Genomic DNA, 19,019 nt, shown 5'->3' on the forward strand with positions numbered 1-19,019 from the left:
TTGGAAAGATTAAGGTTTTTAAAACGCGGCGATGACTCCTATAGCCAACGGGGACTTGGATGCAGAGGCTACAACAACTATTCATCATCGCGTTATTCGGCGCAATCATCTTTGTCGCTAACGTGTTTCTGCCGCCGCCCCTGAACTACCTCATGATTGTAGTTCAAGCCGTACTTTTGGCAATAGCGGCACTGTTTATTCACCACGTCGGCGCAATGTACGTGGGGGCAGTCGGCGGTCTCCTCACAGCCCTGTGGAATCCCTCGCTGGGACCCTTCACTTTTTTGTTTGCCTTCCTCTATGGCGTCTTTGTTGATTTGCTCCTCTATCTCTTCAAAATTCAAGGCAACCGAATGGGCGTAAACCAAAACCGCCTCATAGCAGCCATGGCAGTCAGCACGCTTTTAATAGCCGTTACCAGCTACTCAGCTTTTGCCGCCTTTCCCGAGATCTTAAGCGCTGCAGGCATCTCTTATGTGAGCCTGTTTGTTCAACGAAGCCCTATGCTCGATGCAATGGTGCTCTTTATGGGACCCGCAACTGGAGCAGTCGCAGGCTACGCAGCCGCCTACTTATGGAATAAGTACCTTCGTCACATCTGCGTCTAAGGCGGCAGTGCCTTAATTTTTTGGTCCACTAACTGTGCAATCATTAAATTTGAGATAAATACGCATTTTACGCCTAATAGTTCAGCTAGTTCAGCGGGTTTTTGGTCTTCTGTTACAAGTAGCAGGTTGTGTTTGGCGGCGTATTCGACGACTTCGTGGTCTTTGGCGCCTTTAAGCCCCGCTTCCTGTGCGGTTAAGACGTCATAGCCTAAGGTTTCAAAGTATTCTTTCAAGCCTGCGTACATTTCGTCTAGTAAAAGTTTCATGGCGCTTCGGTTCTTTTTTGTTGGATTGGTTATTTTAGAGTTTCGCGAATCGCGAATCATTAAGCTGTAAAAGGAAAAGGGGTTCCTTAGTCTATCAAGAGTAGAGCAAAGGATTCAGGGGTCTTCGCAAACGGAAAAGTAAACGTAATCCCCGCGTTCGCTGCGGTTTTCTTCACGTTAACGCCTATTGCATCCTCAGACCATCTTGCCAACTCGGGATGCCGACAGATTTTGGTTTCAAGATTACACTTTTCGCAGAGTTGGCAATGCCCTGAAACAAATGAGATGGCTAAACTGTTGCCTTCTTTCATGGCTGCTTTTTCTAGGTCCACAACGCTTTGGAGCATTCTGCGTTTGTCATCTTTCCAGTCTTGCCAGAATTTAGCGGCTTTCTCCTTGATTTCTTTGGGGACAGTTGGGTCAGAATCAGCTACGGAGAGATTCTTGAGCACTTCAGGTTCAGCCGTCGCGTTTGAAGCGAACTTCATGAACATAGCATACTTGTATTCGGAAACAATTTTGCGAAACTCCTCAGCGGTAGGTGTGTAGGGTGGGCACGCGAGGGTTTTGCCATAGTTGGTGCAGCCCACTTTACATTTTAGGGTTACGCGGTCCTCTATGACGACTTTATTGGCTGGAATAATTTTAGCGTCAACTGCACCTTTTTCAAGGGCTAATTTGACGAGGAAACCAAATTTTTCTGCGCCATTTTCAGCAGACATATCAGTCACTTTTGCTGCTCTGAGGGCAAATCTTGATATAAAGTTTTGGCGCTTCTAAGAACGTTTTCTGGTGCGTTTTAAGGAGTTTGTTTTTTGCGTCTATCGATTTCTTGGTTGACTTCGCCGAGTCGCTCGCGGAGCATACTCATTTTTTCTTTTATTTGTTGACGTTGGGCTTCGAGGCTTTCAAGGGTTTCTGGGCTGGTTTTTTCTTCAAAAAACGGTGAGAACAAGGAGGGCATTGGTGGAGCGACATCGTTTGGGGGTTTTATGTTGAGTACGTCGCGTGCGAATTCGCGAAAGAGATTGCCGATGTTGGTGAAGATTTCGCTTTGTTTTATGATGGCGCGTTTGAGGATGGCTTCACCGTGTGGGGTGATGGTGTAGACTTTGAGGTTGCGGTTTTTTTGGGTTTCCCAGCGGCCTTTGATGTACCCGCTTTTTTCAAGGTTGCGTAGCACGGGATAGACTCCGCCGGGGGTTGGTTTCCAGAAGCCTTTGGTGCGGTCTTTGATTTCTTTCATGATTTCGTAGCCGTGGGCGGGTTTTTTGTTTAGTAAGATGAGGACGCCTATTCGTATGTAGCCTTTTTGGGCTTCGTTTATCCAGTTTGCTGTTTCTTTTTCTTCTGGGCAGGACATTGAGATGTAGTATTGTGCCGAGTAATATTTATATTTTAATGCAATATATTGCGATAAATAATATTTGTATGAAAGTGGTGCTCTCCATGGACAACGGCAACATAATTGAAGTAAAAAACCTAACCAAAACCTTCGGCAAATTCACCGCTGTCGACGACATCTCCTTCCAAGTCAAAAAAGGCGAAATCTTCGGACTTTTAGGCCCCAACGGCGCAGGCAAAAGCACCACCCTACGCATGCTCTCCACCCTTTCCCGCCCCACCAAAGGCACCGCAACCATCGGCGGCTACGACACCGTCAAAGACGACATGAAAGTCCGCCAACTCATCGGCATAGTCAGCGAAAAAATGATCATATACAACCGCTTAACCGCCAAAGAAAACCTCTACTTCTTCGGCAACCTCTTCAACATCCCCAAAGACACCCTCAACAAACGCATCGACGAATTACTCGAACTAGTCCAATTAACCAAATTCAAAGATGCCCAAGTAGGCACATTCTCCACGGGCATGCGCCAAAGAATGAACGTCATCCGCGCATTACTCAACATGCCCCAAGTGCTCTATCTCGACGAACCCACCTTGGGCTTAGACCCCCAATCCTCGGTTGAAATCCGAGACTTCATCAAGAAACTCAACCAAGAAAACGGAACCACCGTGGTGTTGACCACTCACATGATGGTTGACGCGGATTTGCTCTGTGACCGCATCGCCATTGTGGATCACGGCAAAATCATCGCGCTTGACACTTCCACGAACCTCAAAAAGATAATTTCAGGCGCCGACACCATGATTATCAAGCTAGAAGTAGCCAACTTAAGCCCTGATATGATTGAAGCCATCAAAGCCATAGACTGCGTAGATGCGGTTAACCAAGAAACTTCCATGGCGCTTCACATAATTGTACATGGGGAAGACGCATTCGACAAAATCGTTGATGTCGTGCGCAAACGCAGTGGCAAAATAACTTCTATGTCGAATCTGCAGCCCTCCCTAGAAGACGTTTTTCTCCACATTACGGGGCACGAGGTTAGGGATAACGCTGACCAAAAAATTCCCATGGAACATGGACCTAAAGAATTTAGACCCCAAAGGAGAGTAAGGTGAGAAAAATGACAGCGAAAACAATCCTAAAACACAGTTTCCGAATCGCATGGAAAGATCTGCTTGAACTCTTCCGCAACCGCCTAGGCCTTGTCCTCTTAGTTGTAATGCCTCTGTTCATGATGGTGATGGTTGGCTTCATTTACCCCACTGGCGGCGCAAGCATAAGCAACATGCCCATCGCCATGGTAAACGAGGACGCAGGCTTTAACGGCTCAACTTTACCCAGCCAAACCTTCTTTGCCACGCTACAAGGCATCAATGACCAAACCGGCATGATGACGTTAACTAACGCGTCAAGTTTAGATGAACTTAGGGATCTGGTGCAGCGGGGTGAGCTTAGCGGAGGCATAGTGTTGCCCAGTAACTTTAGCGAATGCATCCTCACAGGGCAGCAAGGCACCGTTATTATAATTACTGACCAGTCGAACCCGCAGATATCAGCCACCATACAAGGCGTCTTATCGAGCGTGTTTGAAAATATGGGGACGGTCATGTCGCAACAAGCTATCCAAGCCCTTAACCCCGCCCTCAACGCAACCACTGCGCTTGCCATAGCTAAACCCCTCAATGTGCAAAGCGTAGGCGTGGTTCCAGGCAACCCCAGCTATTTTGATTTCATTGCGCCTGGCATTATGGCGATGACTGTTATGATGAGTGTTATGACTGGGTTGCCTGTTGCGATTAGTCAAGAAAAAGAAATCGGCACCATGGACGGCATGATGGTTGCACCCGTAAACCGCCTCTCCATACTGCTGGGTAAAACAATGGCGCAGACCGCCCGCGGCTTAATCCAAGGCTGCATCATCTTGGCGTTAGCCATCGGCATCTTTGGAGTCACCATACAGGGCAGCATACTCTTAGTATTTGCTCTGTTGCTGTTGGGCGTGTTTAGCTTCGTTGGTTTAGGCATAGTCATCACGTCATTCACCAAAGATCAGGAAACCGCGCAGATGCTCATGATGACGCTGATGTTTCCGATGATGTTCCTGTCCGGGGTATTCTTCCCGATACAGCAGATGCCTTGGTACATGCAAGATATCAGCAAGTTTCTGCCGCTAACCTATGCTTCTGATGCGTTGCGAAAAGTTATGGTGCTCGGCGCTGGTGTACCGCAGATAAGTAACGAGCTTATAATCCTGATAGCTTTCGGTGTGGTCATGATAGCTATTGCACTACCGGTGTTTAGAAGGATGATGACCCGATAGGAGACGAGAAGATGAGTACGCTTTGCTCTAAATGTCCCTTCTTTCAGTTTGCGCCTATTCTGAGACGCAAAAACGCCCGTAAACGCTGCCGTATTGAGCCTCAGCGGCAATTGAGAATTTATGAGTGTAAAGATTTTCCTCAGAATAAACCGCGCAAATAGTTTCCTTTCTTTTTTGTCTCTAAATTCTTAATGCTGTATTAATAATTCATACACCTTATATTCTCTATATAGATACTTTTTCTCCGAAAGGACCGGAGAATACTGGGAATGAAACTACGTAGCAAAACGGTACTCACAGTTCTGTTTCTTTCCCTTATGATGTTTGTATCCCTTGAAGTCATCACAACATTCATACTTCAACCCAGCTTTAGCGTCCTTGAAGACCAAGAATGCCGAGAACAATTCAACCAAGCAAACGGCATAATAAACTACCGCACCACAGACCTAATCGCCAAAGCAAAAGACTACGCCTTCTGGAATGACACTTGCCTCTACGTGGAGGGCGAATACAGCGGTTACCCAGAGGACAACTTTATGGAGTCTACTTTTGAAAACTTAGGTGTCAACCTTATAGCCATCGCTGACAAGAACCCTGACCTACTCTATTGCCAATCTTTTGACCTCTATCACTTCCAAAAAATAGACGCCTCCGACGTGACCAAACAGGCCCTCACTGAATACCCCACCCTTTGGCAGTTTCCAAATACTCTTGAGGCAACTTCAGGGTTAATGGTTATCGACAACAAAACAATGCTAATCGCAATTGCCCCAGTTGTAACCAGTGAAGGGCTGGGTCCAGCAAAGGGCGGTGTGCTCTTTGGTAAATACCTCGATGACCAAGAAATCACTACACTTGCCAACTTGATTGAAGTTAATTTTTGTGTAACCACACTTTCTGATTTCCAAAATAACCCAAGCAACAACCAACTTCTCACTTCTCTTTTATCGAGCAGTCAACCCTACATCCAAGAATATAAAAACCCAGAAACAATCTTATCCTACTCTCTAATCAACGACGTCAACGCTGACCCCGCCTTCGTTTTAACCATTGCACAAACCCGAGAAGCCTATCAGCAAAGTATACTTGTCGGGAACGTCTTTTTGGTGGCGGCGGTTGTCTTTTCGATTTGTTTTGGGTCGTTAATTCTGATTATGCTTGAACGCGAAATCGTGCAGCCCATGACCAAATTGGCGGCATACGTCGAAAAAATCTCGCTAAACACAAATTATCCTCCGCCGCCCTGTCTGGTTCACGCAGTCGAAGAAGTCACAGTCCTGACCAACGCGGTTAGAAATACGATGAAACGGAAATTTGAAGGCATGAATGAGGTTTCCACCATGGTTGCACATGACCTCCGCAATCCCCTCTCAGGCATCAAAAACGCTGTTTACGTCCTCAAAAAGAAGTATGCCAACACGTTGGGTGATGATGGGCAAGCAATGCTTAACACAATTGAGGATTGCATTAGCTACTCTGACAAAATCGTGCAGGACCTCTTTGATTATTCCTCTGAAATTCGCCCAGTAAAAGTACCTGCCAGCCCCAAAAAACTAGTCGATGTAGCGCTCTCAAAGTTTGTTTTACCCCTAAACATTGTGGTCATTAATGAAACCCAAGACGAACAAACCCTCCTAGTAGACCACCTCAAAATCGAGCGCGTCTTCACAAACCTCATAAACAATGCCCTAGACGCAATGCACGAAGGAGGAACCCTTACAATAACCAGTTCCCATGTGAAAGACTACATCCAGATTGATTTTGCGGACACTGGAGCCGGTATGCCCTCTGAGGTGCTTGAGAAGTTATGGACGCCGTTTTTTACCACCAAAGCCAAGGGTATGGGTATTGGTTTAGCGATTTGTAAGCGTATTGTAGATGCTCACGGTGGAAAAATTGAGGTTCAAAGCGTTGAGGGCGAAGGAACCATTTTTTCAGTGTTTTTGCCCTCCTCGAAATAGGTCACTGCGTGTTTTACCTTAACTGTACCTTTATCTAACAGTTGGCGATTTTTCTATATGGTAAACGCAAGAATAAAATGGCATATTCTAAACTCACTTTTTATTGGAAGGTGCCGTAGCCATAAAAAGTAAAATTAGCAGCATTGGATACGTTAACCGAATCCAAGAAAACATCATGAACATTAAACGCAAAGAACTCGCCAACCTCTATGAGGAACTCAAGGCTGCGGACTGCGTCATCTGTGGAGGCTCAGGTCGTTCATTGTATTCTCTTAATGCTGCCCTAAGCCAAATTGCTCTGGCGCAGGCGGGTGGGCGTAACAAAGTTGTCTTAACACCCGATGACCCTGGTTTTCCTGGTAAAGACATGTATGAAGCTGCCGCGAACCTCGAACGCCGCTACAAAAAAACCTTGCTTCTCATGAATAGTGGTAGCGGATATAGCGACGACCCCCTTGTCATGGCCCAGGACCTTGCTAAATATATTGAAGAAAAGAAAAGCAACAATTTCTCCATGGGGCTATTAACTTCCTCTTATGAATCGCCCCTTGCGGACATCACTGCCAAATATGGTCGAGTTGTGCAGCTTAAAGGCCGCGGCAAACTCAAACCGAGCTTTGAATATAACGAAACTGGCATGATGGGTGACATCTTTGAGCTTGGTACGCTGGAGCTCCTAAACGGCATGATAGAAGGGATATTTCGCAACCTTGAAGTCGATGATATCTTTACGCTTTGTGAAGAAGAATTCAAAATATTGGGTGACATGATTGACTCCCACGTTAACTCCGATACTTACACCCAACTCGTCGACTTACTTGAGAAACGCACAGACCTCTTTTTAGGCGGTAAAGGAACCGCGAACGAAATCGCCAAAATGACTGGCGTAAGATTATTCCACATAAAAAGCTTCCTAGGTGACAACGTCTACATAACCCGCGGCGTAAACACACCTCACCCACGCGCAGGAGACCTAGAAATCCTGCTCTCTTACTCAGGCGAAACCCGCCCTGTCATCTTGTGGGCTGATGTCATCAAAAAATTCGCGGGCACCGTGTTTGCTATAACCGCAAACAAAAACTCCGCTCTTGCCAAAAAAGCTGACCTCAAAATCATCCTTCCCGAAGAGCCTAAACCCAACTTCCCCAGACGATTCTACACCCGCGCCGCCTACGTGCTAAGCCCAATCCCCGTCAAACTTGCGGAAAGACTCGCTGAACGCGGCTTAAACCTGCCCGAATACATCATCAGCTGGTACCACTCAGTAACTCAATAAACCCCAACCCCGTTTCCTGTTCAGTTTCTTTTCCATTTAACATTTTAAAAGTGAACAAATCTATACGCCCTAAAATAGCTAAAAAAGGCAAGTTTGGGGTTTTCAACTACATTAACTTGATCGATCCTTGTCCGATAGACTTGACGCGCCCTTTTGCGGTCACGAACCTATTTGGATGCTAATATTCAAGCTATGCAGAAAACGATAGAGGGGGAGGGGCTAAGCGGGTATATTTGGATCCTATTAGAGGTTCTATGCAGAAACCTAAGAGGGGTAGGTCACTATTGGTTGAAAACAAGCGCATTAGCATGTTGAAATCCAGTAGAATGCCCTTGATTAGGGTTACAAAAAAGGGGTGGGGTTTAGATGGTTGTGAATTGTGTGGGTATGGGTAGCCATTGTGTTGCGATGCCGACTAATGCGAGTACGAAGCCGATGACGAGCATGATGACGATGGCGACGACGAGGGCTATGATGCTGATGAGGAAGGCTTTGACCCAGCCGCAATCAAAGAAGTGCTTCACCAGTCCGAGCCAAATCACTAACATCACAAAGTAAGCTACCAGTGTCATGATGATTCCGCTGACCAAGCTTGCCACGAAGGCGTTGAAGAGGTACATGACGGCGGCGCCAAGCATCACTATCCAAAATGCGTCGGTGAATTTGGCGTTGTTTTTGCCTGCAAGCAGTCTGCCGCTAAGCCAGAGGGGGGGCACCACAAAGATTACGAGCACTATGACGGTTACTATGAGTCCTATTAGGGAGGCAACTATGTCAAATTCCATAGGGGTCTTCTCTTAAAATTGCTTAGTGCTCCTTTATCGAGGTTAGCGCTTTTAAGGTTTGCGTGCAAAGAAGCAACCAAGCCTACCGGAGGTTTCAGAGGCGGAATTTGCCCTTCTTAGAAACATCCGAGCCGAACTCCTTAGCCAACTGCTCAAGTAGCTCGCGCTGTGGACCCGTCAACTTATCAGGAACCGAAATGCCTATGCGCACCAACAAATCACCGCGACCGTAACCGCGAAAACGCGGCATCCCCTTACCCCGCAGTGTCACAACTTCCCCGACCTGTGTTCCAGGACGGATTTTTATCGGAGTCGGACCCTCAAGAGTTGGGACAGTGATTTCAGCACCCAAAGCTGCCTGCGGATAACTAACGACAGCCACATGCCAGAGGTCATCACCCTCCCGGATGAAATAGGGATTTTGCCGAACATGCACCTGCACATAGAGGTCGCCGGGTTCACCGCCGTTAGGAGCATAATCGCCCTCGCCGCGCAACCGAAGTTGCAACCCCTCATCCACGCCAGCAGGTATTTTAACGGTAATTTTTCGCCGCTTACGCATAACGCCAGACCCGCGACAGTTACTGCAAGGCGTCTCGATAATTTTGCCCTTCCCCTTACAAGTGGGGCACGCGCCAACCTGCATGTACGTGGCAAAACCTACCTTATGCATATTCTGCACACGACCCGCCCCGCCACAACGACTACACGTCTTGGTTGTTGTGCCCGCCGCCGCGCCAGACCCGCCACAGACTTCACAGGGTTCAGTGCGGGGAATTTCAATCTCGCGTTCCGCGCCTCTAGCGGCTTCTTCAAGGCTGATTTCAAGGTCAAACCCTAAATCTTGACCCCGGTTACGTTCCTCGTAACCACCAAAACCGCCGCCACCAAAGATAGTGCGGAATAAGTCGCCAAAACCCATGTCACGGAAAATCGAGTCAAAATCTGCACCACGGAAAATATCCTCGCTAGTGTATTGTTGGTCAAAGCCAGTGTGACCTAAAGTATCGTATTTTTGGCGTTTCTGGTCATCGCTAAGAACCGCATAAGCCTCGCTGATTTCTTTGAATTTTTCTTCCGCATCAGGGGCTTTGTTGCGGTCAGGGTGGTATTGGAGCGCCAGTTTCCTGTAGGAGTCTTTGATTTGGTCTTTAGACGCGTTTTTTGCAACGCCTAAAACCTCATAGTAGTCTCGTTTTTCCGCCATGCAGCCTTACCGTTGAATAAGTGTTTTTTGGACTTTGTAAGGATGCATCAGACCCAAATTTTAGGGTTTCCCTGCTTTGATAAGTGTTTTTTGGTGCAGCAGCTTTTCTTGACAGAAACGCTTAGAACAAAAGTAGATTAATTAGGCATTGCAAACGCATATGCCTAAGTTATTTTTTGTTGATTCTACGCATCAAGATCAGCACGCCGACTACAGCCACTAAAGCAACTATCGCCACGACAATGAGGCTTGTTTGATCCTCAGATAAGTCGCCGAAGAGTTGGCCTAATTGGTTATCGGGAAAAATCGGGTTTTGAGTGGGGGTAGCTGTGGGATCAGGCCAGGAATAGTAGGGTGTTGCTGTAGGCGGATTCCAATTGTTGGGTGTGGGGGTTGCGCTGATGGGGTTGCCGTAGGTGACGGTTTGGGTGCCGCTCCAGCCGCTTACTTGAACCGTGTGGAAACTAGCTGAGCCACAATAGGAGCCGCTTGAATCGGTATAACCGAAGATGGCTTCAACTTGGAAGTCTATTTGTCCGCCTTGTTTGATACCCCAGTTTTGGACGTCAAACGAAACCACGGTGTCACCTGTAGTGGACGCTGCAACTGCGCTCATGCCATGGCTGCCGCCGTCGTCTCCGTACCAATCTTCAAAATGCCCTTTAGCGCGGACATTATAGTAGAGGCTAAGAGTGTGGTTTTCCTCATCGAGGCCCGGATTTATGTTCTGACGGTGTATAGTAACGTCAACGGTTATGCTCGTTACGCGATAACCGCCGTGGGGAGTCTTAATTTCCTCGCCTGTGTAGGGGTCTTTTGAAGTAGTGTATGTTAGGGGTACATCGTAGGAGTGGTCGATGTATTGCACTGTAAAGGAGGGAACGGGGGGTGGGGAAACTGCAGATACAGGGATTGCAGTTAACACAAAAGAGACAGCTAAAACAACTGTGATTAGCAACGCGGGGATGGGGTTTCGGGTTGGCATACTTAACCCTTAAGGGGGTTGCGCATATTAAGCTATCAGTAAAGAAACCTTGACTAAGCTTCGTCAAACTTTTTTGACTGCCTAAAAAACGATTTTAACCCCGTTTTGGCTTCTTTTTTATTCATATCGTTGTACCGGGGCGCTGTCCATAAGCATTATCTAGAGGGCTACACCGCTATAATCTAGGTGTTTTTGTGGCTTCAAGATATCTCTCCTACACCGACCGCACAGGCGAAATCGCTTTTGCCGTCATCATGGTCATAATCATAAACGGCTACGTTGCCCTAACAGACCTCAATTCTGGATTTACCTACATAATCGTGGTAAATTTAGGCGCCTGTGCAAGCTGGGGCTTAATTGATGGGTTAATCTATGCTTTTTCTGGTTCCATCGAACGTAATAACATGCGGAATAAGTTGTTAAAGTTGAAAGCCTCCCTTCGGAATGGCTGCACTATAGAAGTGGTGAAAGCAACCTTAAATGACACCTACTTGTCAACCTTTGATGACGCAGGCAAAGAAGCCATAGCCAAAGAAATCGTTGTCCACGTTTCAGGGGCTGATTTTGGAAAAGTAAAAGTTCTCACCAAAAACGAAATTATGGGCTGGCTAGCCATAATCGGCATCTACATGACCGTCGGCGTTTTGTTGGCGTTACCCTTTCTGATTTTGAGCGATAAGGTGTTAGCGTGGATACTTTCTAACATTTGTGGCGTAACCTGGTTAACTTGGTATGGAATACAAATGGGAAAAACAGCGGGTAAAAATCGTTGGCTACTGGGCGCGTTTATGGCTATCGTCAGTATTCTTTTTATCTTGTTCTCTTATTTGGCGTGGGCAAAATAGGTAGGCTGGGGCGACTCTAAATTAGAGGGACGCCCATGATTCCTGAAGCTAAGCTTTCAATGCCGATTAAGAGGAACACGATAGATACAAAGAACGCCCACGTGTAGACTCCGATTATCGGGAAGAAAATTATGATTATTGCAAAGACTGCGATCAAGATGCCCATCACTATGAGTAATGCTCGCAGACCACCTGATAGGTTGACGCCTGTTCCGCCGACTGCGATGCGCCCAATGGCGTAAATAAAGAGACCGATACCCAGAAGTATCACAATTGTGGCTGTCGCAAGACCTGGGAAAAACAGTATAATTAGTGCAACAATTATCGCCAAGATGCCAATAACCGCGTTGGTGCTTCTACTTGCCGTTGTAAGTGCTGAAGACGCTGCAGTTGCCAGCCGAAGGACACCGACTATCAGAAGAGCAATTGCGAACAAAACAACGATTGTAACTATGATGCCTTCGGGATAAATCAACGCTAAAATTCCCACTGCTAACGCAATTATCCCCAAAATGATTTCTAACGCGCGGTAGCCGCCCGAACTTTTTGAATCGCTCATACAAAAACCTTCTAAATTGATTGAAACTATAAAACGCCTAAACGAATATGCTTCAATCGAACATAAAAACTATTGCTAGATAAGGGATGCTACAACTATTTTACCCTACGATAGGCAAGATAGTTTTTCCCCGTATGCTACGTTTCCAGTGCCACAGTAATAACACAACCACAGCAATTCTTAGGTAAATAGACAGAGCCATCATCCAACTGAACACGGAGACCGTTGTGAAACCTAAATTCAGGGTGAACAGCAGAGTGTTCTGGGGTACTAACCATAGGCTGTAATAGGTGTTTACGCCGATGCTCAGAGACCCCGCTAAATATTTGAGGGCGCCATAGAAGACATCATTCATCAAAGACGCCACCAACCCTAAACCTAAGGTAAGTTCCCAGTTTCGGGGGTTAAGCAATGTGAACCCGACAAAAGGCAAAAAGTACATGATGACCAGCCAGAGGTGGTAGCCGTTGCTGGGGACAGGAGAAGCTATGTCGATGTAGTTGATGAAAACCACCCCGTAGACGACAGAGAAGAGCACAAGATAGAGCAGCTTGCCTTCAAGAACTCCCCTAAGCAGGCTAAGTGGTGTTCGCGTGTTTGGGGCTGCGTTGGCACCCTGGAGTTCTTTTTTGGCGGTCAGGGTAGGTCACGAAAAGCGCAGCACGACCTGCTTTGTAATAAATCTTATTTTTTGAAACAGTAATTTCGCCTGAAGTTTGTGACTGTATCGATACAGTCACAAGTTTTTACTTCGCGTTTGGAGATGAGAAAAACCGTCAAAGACCTCGATTAGGGTATCCCAACGGTCAATTCAGTCTGCCTCAACACTTCGCCCAATTCGAGGCATCTTAACTTAGCCTTAATCTGCTATACCAAGACAAAAATTAACGGAGAAGGGATTTTTAACAGATGAAAAGGACTGCTTTACACGTATGAAAATGAAGAGAAAGGGCGTTTAAGAGAGCTCGAGGGTTCCTGCAATTCTTAGCTTGGCGCCCTCAAGATACATCAGCACCGCTTGGTCTTTAGGCTGATAAACCAGAGGCTTATCAAGACTAAATGTTACGGTTGGTTTTCGCCAGTCACCCGCGTCAGATACTGAATCCACTTTGGCGGTTACAAACTGCGCCCAATGCCCAACATGCATAACCATACCCTCCTTTAGCGGAGTCTGCCAATACTTAACAAGCGTCGCTTGCGCCTGCAGTTTGTTGGAGGATTTCACCTCGGGGTCATTGGTTAAGACAGCGCCGCGGTCAAGGTCCTCAACATCCACGTTCTTCAAAGCAAACCCAACACGGTCGCCCAAGCCTGCAGATTCAAATTCGTCATCGTGCTTTTGGATGCTGCGAACCTGTGCAGTTTTTGTGCCCGGCAACACTTTGAGGTTGGCATGTTTTTGGATGCTTCCTTTGATGACTATGCCTAAGATGACTACGCCGACTCCCTTCACGTTAAAGGCATGGTCAACGGGGACGGTTCCGATTGTTTGGTCCTCGGCGGGTTTTATTTGGGCGGCTTCGGCTAAAAGTTTCTCCCGCAACATGTTGGCGTCGTCTTCTAAGAATTCGAAGGTTTCAAGGCTTGTGCCTTTTATGAGGGGCAAGATTTTTTCTTTAGGAATATAATTTCGCAAAATGAAGTAGCCGCTTTTGATGCCCGAACATTGCAGCATAACAAGTTGTTCGCCTAAACCTGCACTTAATTCGTCCACGACTACGAGGGCTTTGGTGGCGAGTGCGCAGGCGTAGAAGAGCGGCGCGAGGCGTTCGGGGTAACGGGTAGGTTCGATGAGGGTGACTGTGGCTTCGCCTTTTTTTAGGTCGTAGAGAGTGATGTCTGTGGATGTACCTTTCTTTGCTATGGTTCCGCTGTAACCTTGTGCGCCAAGGACGGCGACTGTGATGTTACCCATAATGTTTCACCGATGGATATCGCCTACGTGCACCCGAAAGATAAGTGTTGTTGACGCAACAGATTTTTTGTTGATGCCGCCGCTAAATTTTATGATGATACGTGTTAAAATGCATGGACGAAAGGTTCTTAAGGTATATAGTATTCTCATAAACGGCAATGTGGCGGAAGCGTTTCGCCAATTCAGGTAACGACCAATCTCCATGTGAGGCGGGTCAGACCAACTAAAAAGGTTAAAATACTCGGATGAAGAGGTGAAAAGGTATGGAAAACATTTACGCAGCAATGCTCCTTCACAAGGCAGGTAAAGAAATAAACGAAGATTCCGTAACAAAAGTTCTCGAAGCAGCAGGACTCACTGTTGACGCAGTCCAGGTTAAAGCACTCGTAGCTTCACTTAGCGAAGTAAACATTGATGAAGCAATCAAAGCAGCCCCAACCATGATGGCAGCAGCTCCAGTTGCAGCCGCAGCAGCAGAATCCAAGCCAGCAGCAGCTCCAGCAGAAGACAAGAAGAAGAAAGCTGAAGACGAAAAAGCCAAGGAAGAAGCAGCACTAGAAGGATTAGGCGCCCTATTCGGGTAAATTAGCCTCACATTTCTTATTTTTAACCAATTTTTCCCCAAAACATATTTTACCCCACATAGAAACGTAGCTAAAACGCTACATCACAATAAACTCTAAACTAAAAAAATAAAACAAAAAAGCGGTTACTGGATAGGCAAACCCTGCTCCTCAGGAACAGGATTTGACTGCACAACAACCGTAGCCTCAGCGGGCTTATTTCTATTCATAAGCAACGCCACAGCCACGATAGGCGCCCAGCCTGTGAGAATCATCAGGGTTCCGGGGAAGCCGCCGATGCTACGTCCCATAAGCGGGTCAAGTATGTTTAATATGTCTCGCAGGAAGGCTTCCCATATGCCAAACGCAACCGACATCGAGATAACCGATATCAGGGCGGTTTTTTTACCAAATTTGTTGAAGGTCTGAATTGCCAAAACGCCGGCGAAGAAGAAGTCTCCAAGTCCTAAGCCGCGGTTAAGAATCGCCTGTGTTGTAGGGTCAATAATTAACGGAACGTTAGGTAGATACACAAGCACAGGGAGCCCGATAGATGTAAACGTGTTTGCGGTTGTCATCATAACAGGTGTTACGATAACTAGGACTATGTCCATGATTGTTAAAAGTATGGCGAAGAGTCCCACGGTTTTCCAGCTAAACAACGAGCTCAAATAGAGTATGATTAGGATGGCGAATGTGAAGCCGAAAACATCCATCAAATACGGCGTCCAAATGTTAGCTGCACCGCCATAGAATACGTTGAAAAACGCGAAGAGAAGTATGAACAGAACTGGTGGCTGCACTGCAAGATACCACCGTGCCTTTGCAAGAGCTTTTCTTTGCTCATAGATTATTGAGCCAAAGCAGAAGGCGGCTAAACCAAAGAATGCCACCGCACGATAGATGCTCAAAGAGTCCGCGAGGGGCGCTGTGAGGCTTGCTGCACCCGCGATTACTGCTGCCGCGCCGAAACCAGCCGAGATAATTTGGGACCGCACCTTGGTTAGGCTGGAGAATATGTATGAAAAAGTGTAGAGCAACACAGTGTAGGAGCCCAAGAATAGCAGCATGAATACGTTTGTGAACATTTGTTCCGGAGCCACAAACGACGTGACCGCTATAACGGAGATAACTATGGTCATGAATATGACAAGCATGATGATGTCGCGGTTTTTGAATTCTTTCTGCTCAACGGTAGCCATAAGTTTTCCTTCAACTCTCTTGTTGAGGAACATAGCAACCGTTACCACAAGGAAAAGCGCAATTGGCATAGCAATATCTAGAGATGGCATAAACTTCACAATAACCAAACGCGACATTTATGCCTTTAGCCAAAACCCTCCATAAAGGCACCCGCACAACTCAGTAACTTAGCTGCAAATTAAAAACAGCAAGCGTCGCCAAAAGCGCCTCTTCAGTGCGAACCGTCACAGTGCCTTGATTGGGAACCGTGTTAACAACAAAATCCACCAGCTCCGCAAGCTTTAGGCCCTCGTCTTCAACAATTTCATGTAGCCCCCGAGATGGAGCACCAAACCCGACCAACACCCGTTCGCTGCCCATCAATTTCGCGTTGATTTTTCCTGCAACCTCATTGAAGTTGTCGCCGATGCGTGCGGTGGCAATCCGCAAATCAAAGTCCTTGTCCTGTACTATTTGCCCAAAGGGTCGTTTCTCGACGCGGACTTTATATGCCCAATATTGAGGTACATCGTCGCGGTTAACGACTTGAACTTCGACATGTTCGCCAAGGTTTACCACCTGTGTAGTTAAGCGGTCACCGATGGAGAATTCTCTTTGCCTCAGCAGAGCAGGTTGTTGAACGCCGATATCTACCCTTAAGCCTTCTTTTGTTTCAGAGAAAACCTGTCCTTCGCGGTATTCACCGAGTTGGAGGTGTTTGGTTTTGCCGCTGGATGGATGGTTAGGTGTACGCAGTGGGGGGAGTATGCCTGCGTATTCGAGGCTGGGTTGCAACGCAAACATCCGCTTCCGCAAATACTGAGGCGTCTCCAAATAATTCAACAACAATGCCATTAGTTCGAGGTCGCGGCGTTGATCTACTCTGGCGTCGTCTGGGTAAACTATGATTTCGTCTATGCGGAAAATTGCTGCTGCTCGTCCGATTAACCCGATTTTGCCTGTTTTTTCTCGAAGATGCGGCGTGTCCGATATGACGGAGGCGGGAATGGCTATTGAGACTTTCTTTTTACTCATATCATAGTTTCCTGTATGTGTGTCAGTTTAGTTACTACGTTGTGCTTAAAAGGTGGAGAAGAGATATAAAAATACGGGTTAATGGAGGATTACTTTGTGTCCACGCCCATTTTAGATGACCCCGAAAAAATAAAATCCGCTGATAAAAGTGACATGCTAAAGTACTGTATCCACGCTGCACAGCATTACCGAAAAGCAGCAGATATAGCAGAGTCAATAACAACCAATTATCCTAAACCAAGCAACATCATTGTGGCAGGCATGGGCGGCTCAGCCATAGGCGGCGACCTACTAAAGGACTGGTGCAAAAACAAGCTATCTGTTCCCATCGAGGTAAACCGCGAATATCATCTCCCCGCCTACGCAGATAACAAAACACTGGTACTAATCACTAGTTACTCAGGCGACACCGAAGAAACCCTCAGTAACTACCTTGATGCCTTGCAACGTAAATGCATGATTTTCTGCGTTACAAGCGGTGGGGTCTTACTCAAAGACGCCCAGAAACGTGGCATCCCCTCCATTCAGGTTCCCGGCGTCATGCCCCCCCGAGCAGCCTTGCCCTACATGTTTGTTCCCCTGATAATTTATCTCCAAAAGGCAGGATTAATCGCAGGTGCCCTTGAGGAATTAGACGAAGCCATCGAGGTTATGGAACATATCAGCATCGAAAACGGTCCTGAAAAGCTAACTCGAGACAATTTTGCCAAAACAACCGCATACTATATCGGTGAAACCGCCCCCGTTGTCTATGGCTTCGGCGTTTTTCGCAGCGTTGCCCAACGCTTTAAGCAGCAATTCAACGAAAACAGCAAATCTGCCGCAAAATGGGAGTTTTTCCCCGAATTAAACCATAACGAAATCGTAGGCTGGGAAAGCCGCGACGAACAATGCAAGTATTTCTCGGTAATTCTCATTCGCGACATCGACAATGAACCCTTTGAAATCGCCGACAGAATCGATGTAACCCAACAGATCTTAGAGCGAAAGGGGCTCATAATGTTTGAGCTAAAAGTGCAGGGTAAAAGCCCGCTGGCAAAGATGCTGTCCACGATTGTTATCGGCGACTTCATCAGCGTCTACTTAGCTGTGCTGCGCAAAGCAGACCCCACACCTGTAGCAACCATAAACTACCTCAAAGAAAGCCTCAAACAAAACGGGTTCAGAGAAAAAATAATCGAGGAATTAGAAAAGCTGTAGACGGTCACCATTTTTCCTTATGCACAATCTCTTCTAGGTTTTTTCTTTGATCAGCACCCACGGCTGCACGGACACGTCTACTTGCTTCGCTATCTTCTGCAGGATACCCCAACGGCGTCAAAGCCACCACCTTTACATCGCCAGGAACGCCAAGAGCCGCTTTAACTGACGCTTCATCGAAGGCACCTATCCAGCAAGTTCCTAACCCAAGGTTAGAGGCGGCCAAAACCAACTGCTGCAACGCAATACCAACATCAACGAGGTAGTAGTCCATGCCGTTGCGGAAACCTGACTCTTTAGGGTCAGCACACGCCACAATCACAACGGGTGCCTGCTTTATCCAGCTAAATTTGCCACAGATTTTTTCAATTCGGGCTTTGTCTTTAACAACAATGTATCTGGCGCATTGCCTGTTTGCCCATGAAGGCGCCCAACGTGCCGCCTCTAAAATCTGTGTTAACTTCTCTTCCTCTACAGCCTTGTTAGCATAGTCTCGAATGCTTTTTCGCGAAGTAATTACATCCGCAAAGTCCATAATTTCGTCACTAAAAACAAACAGAGAAACAAAGAATATACAAATATTGGCGAATAAATCGACTGTCGAAATTTGAGGCTAATTTACAAAAAGAAAGAATTATTTTTGGGTTTGTTTTGCCCATTCTTCTTTTGCCATTTTCGCTAGGGCTTCGAGGTTAGCTTGTTGAGATAAATCGTAGACTACATTGTTTAATTCGTTTTTGACCAGCAACGCGATTTCGCCGGGGCGTAGTGGTTCAGGCCTTGTAGATTGGTAAACGCGCAGTGCACGCATAACGAAGTGCACCATTAACTCGTTTAGGTGATTTTGCAGGTCGGTTAACTCGTTTTTGTCTTCTTTCATTTTCTGCGAATAAGTACTTGAATCCCATTTTCCTTCGTTTGACATAATGATTCAATCCGTTAAGCACTCATGTCAACG

The 19,019-nt window shown here is 46.7% G+C and carries 21 protein-coding genes; 8 read left to right on the plus strand and 13 right to left on the minus strand.

Annotation, left to right across the window (positions count from 1 at the left end):
- The first annotated feature begins 59 nt into the window (after positions 1 to 59).
- On the plus strand, positions 60 to 608 hold the full coding sequence (locus NWE92_11330; protein MCW4030224.1) for a hypothetical protein: 549 nt from the start codon (positions 60 to 62) through the stop codon (positions 606 to 608).
- On the opposite strand, the gene NWE92_11335 is transcribed toward NWE92_11330, so the two are convergent.
- The 3 genes from NWE92_11335 to NWE92_11345 all read right to left on the minus strand — a co-directional run bounded on the left by NWE92_11335 (position 605) and on the right by NWE92_11345 (position 2,237).
- Positions 605 to 874, minus strand: a complete 270-nt coding sequence (locus NWE92_11335; GenBank protein ID MCW4030225.1) for a DUF5615 family PIN-like protein — start codon at positions 872 to 874, stop codon at positions 605 to 607. The two genes, NWE92_11330 and NWE92_11335, sit on opposite strands and share 4 nt — an antisense overlap.
- An 86-nt stretch (positions 875 to 960) precedes the next feature.
- Positions 961 to 1,596, minus strand: coding sequence for a DUF2284 domain-containing protein (locus NWE92_11340; protein ID MCW4030226.1), 636 nt, complete (start codon positions 1,594 to 1,596; stop codon positions 961 to 963).
- A 77-nt stretch (positions 1,597 to 1,673) separates the two neighbouring features.
- Positions 1,674 to 2,237 carry a PadR family transcriptional regulator gene (locus NWE92_11345; protein ID MCW4030227.1) on the minus strand — a complete coding sequence of 188 codons (564 nt, stop codon included), beginning with the start codon at positions 2,235 to 2,237 and terminating at the stop codon, positions 1,674 to 1,676.
- An 86-nt stretch (positions 2,238 to 2,323) separates the two neighbouring features.
- On the opposite strand from NWE92_11345, the gene NWE92_11350 reads away from it, so the two are divergent.
- The 4 genes from NWE92_11350 to NWE92_11365 all read left to right on the plus strand — a co-directional run bounded on the left by NWE92_11350 (position 2,324) and on the right by NWE92_11365 (position 7,785).
- Positions 2,324 to 3,343: an ATP-binding cassette domain-containing protein gene (locus NWE92_11350; GenBank protein MCW4030228.1), complete on the plus strand. Its 1,020-nt coding sequence runs from the start codon at positions 2,324 to 2,326 to the stop codon at positions 3,341 to 3,343.
- A 5-nt stretch (positions 3,344 to 3,348) separates the two neighbouring features.
- A complete protein-coding gene (locus tag NWE92_11355) occupies positions 3,349 to 4,548 on the plus strand; it encodes an ABC transporter permease (protein ID MCW4030229.1) in 1,200 nt (399 codons plus the stop codon).
- A gap of 269 nt (positions 4,549 to 4,817) precedes the next feature.
- Positions 4,818 to 6,509, plus strand: a complete 1,692-nt coding sequence (locus NWE92_11360) for an ATP-binding protein (GenBank protein MCW4030230.1) — start codon at positions 4,818 to 4,820, stop codon at positions 6,507 to 6,509.
- A 103-nt stretch (positions 6,510 to 6,612) separates the two neighbouring features.
- Entirely contained in the window at positions 6,613 to 7,785 is a 1,173-nt protein-coding gene (locus NWE92_11365; protein ID MCW4030231.1) for an SIS domain-containing protein, read from the plus strand.
- 362 nt (positions 7,786 to 8,147) lie between these two features.
- Here the strand turns inward: NWE92_11365 and NWE92_11370 are convergent, their stop codons facing one another.
- The 3 genes from NWE92_11370 to NWE92_11380 form a co-directional block, all read right to left on the minus strand.
- Complete coding sequence (locus NWE92_11370) at positions 8,148 to 8,570, minus strand: hypothetical protein (protein ID MCW4030232.1); 423 nt, start codon at positions 8,568 to 8,570, stop codon at positions 8,148 to 8,150.
- A 94-nt stretch (positions 8,571 to 8,664) separates the two neighbouring features.
- Positions 8,665 to 9,777 carry a molecular chaperone DnaJ gene (gene dnaJ / locus NWE92_11375; protein ID MCW4030233.1) on the minus strand — a complete coding sequence of 371 codons (1,113 nt, stop codon included), beginning with the start codon at positions 9,775 to 9,777 and terminating at the stop codon, positions 8,665 to 8,667.
- Positions 9,778 to 9,946: 169 nt separating this feature from the next.
- Entirely contained in the window at positions 9,947 to 10,762 is an 816-nt protein-coding gene (locus NWE92_11380; protein MCW4030234.1) for a hypothetical protein, read from the minus strand.
- Positions 10,763 to 10,956: 194 nt separating this feature from the next.
- Between NWE92_11380 and NWE92_11385 the strand changes: the two genes are divergently transcribed.
- Entirely contained in the window at positions 10,957 to 11,607 is a 651-nt protein-coding gene (locus tag NWE92_11385; protein MCW4030235.1) for a hypothetical protein, read from the plus strand.
- A 16-nt stretch (positions 11,608 to 11,623) separates the two neighbouring features.
- Here NWE92_11385 and NWE92_11390 read toward each other — a convergent pair whose 3' ends face one another.
- The 3 genes from NWE92_11390 to NWE92_11400 form a co-directional block, all read right to left on the minus strand.
- Entirely contained in the window at positions 11,624 to 12,166 is a 543-nt protein-coding gene (locus NWE92_11390; GenBank protein MCW4030236.1) for a DUF308 domain-containing protein, read from the minus strand.
- A gap of 100 nt (positions 12,167 to 12,266) precedes the next feature.
- The gene (locus NWE92_11395) at positions 12,267 to 12,704 is read right to left on the minus strand and encodes a hypothetical protein (protein MCW4030237.1); all 438 of its coding nucleotides are present in this window, start codon (positions 12,702 to 12,704) and stop codon (positions 12,267 to 12,269) included.
- A 417-nt stretch (positions 12,705 to 13,121) separates the two neighbouring features.
- On the minus strand, positions 13,122 to 14,081 hold the full coding sequence (locus NWE92_11400) for an elongation factor Tu (protein MCW4030238.1): 960 nt from the start codon (positions 14,079 to 14,081) through the stop codon (positions 13,122 to 13,124).
- 263 nt (positions 14,082 to 14,344) lie between these two features.
- Between NWE92_11400 and rpl12p the strand changes: the two genes are divergently transcribed.
- The gene (gene rpl12p, locus NWE92_11405; protein MCW4030239.1) at positions 14,345 to 14,665 is read left to right on the plus strand and encodes a 50S ribosomal protein P1; all 321 of its coding nucleotides are present in this window, start codon (positions 14,345 to 14,347) and stop codon (positions 14,663 to 14,665) included.
- Positions 14,666 to 14,790: 125 nt separating this feature from the next.
- Here rpl12p and NWE92_11410 read toward each other — a convergent pair whose 3' ends face one another.
- Together NWE92_11410 and NWE92_11415 are read right to left on the minus strand one after the other, a co-directional pair.
- A complete protein-coding gene (locus NWE92_11410; protein MCW4030240.1) occupies positions 14,791 to 15,936 on the minus strand; it encodes a hypothetical protein in 1,146 nt (381 codons plus the stop codon).
- A 70-nt stretch (positions 15,937 to 16,006) separates the two neighbouring features.
- Positions 16,007 to 16,861, minus strand: coding sequence for an RNA methyltransferase (locus tag NWE92_11415; GenBank protein ID MCW4030241.1), 855 nt, complete (start codon positions 16,859 to 16,861; stop codon positions 16,007 to 16,009).
- A gap of 81 nt (positions 16,862 to 16,942) precedes the next feature.
- On the opposite strand from NWE92_11415, the gene NWE92_11420 reads away from it, so the two are divergent.
- On the plus strand, positions 16,943 to 18,061 hold the full coding sequence (locus NWE92_11420; GenBank protein MCW4030242.1) for a bifunctional phosphoglucose/phosphomannose isomerase: 1,119 nt from the start codon (positions 16,943 to 16,945) through the stop codon (positions 18,059 to 18,061).
- Positions 18,062 to 18,065: 4 nt separating this feature from the next.
- On the opposite strand, the gene NWE92_11425 is transcribed toward NWE92_11420, so the two are convergent.
- Together NWE92_11425 and NWE92_11430 are read right to left on the minus strand one after the other, a co-directional pair.
- Positions 18,066 to 18,596: a nitroreductase family protein gene (locus NWE92_11425; protein ID MCW4030243.1), complete on the minus strand. Its 531-nt coding sequence runs from the start codon at positions 18,594 to 18,596 to the stop codon at positions 18,066 to 18,068.
- A gap of 99 nt (positions 18,597 to 18,695) precedes the next feature.
- Positions 18,696 to 18,986 (minus strand): hypothetical protein, encoded by a 291-nt coding sequence (locus NWE92_11430; GenBank protein ID MCW4030244.1) that lies wholly within the window; start codon positions 18,984 to 18,986, stop codon positions 18,696 to 18,698.
- Positions 18,987 to 19,019 lie beyond the last annotated feature (33 nt).

Source organism: Candidatus Bathyarchaeota archaeon, assembly GCA_026014745.1.
Taxonomy (GTDB): Archaea; Thermoproteota; Bathyarchaeia; order Bathyarchaeales; family Bathycorpusculaceae; genus Bathycorpusculum.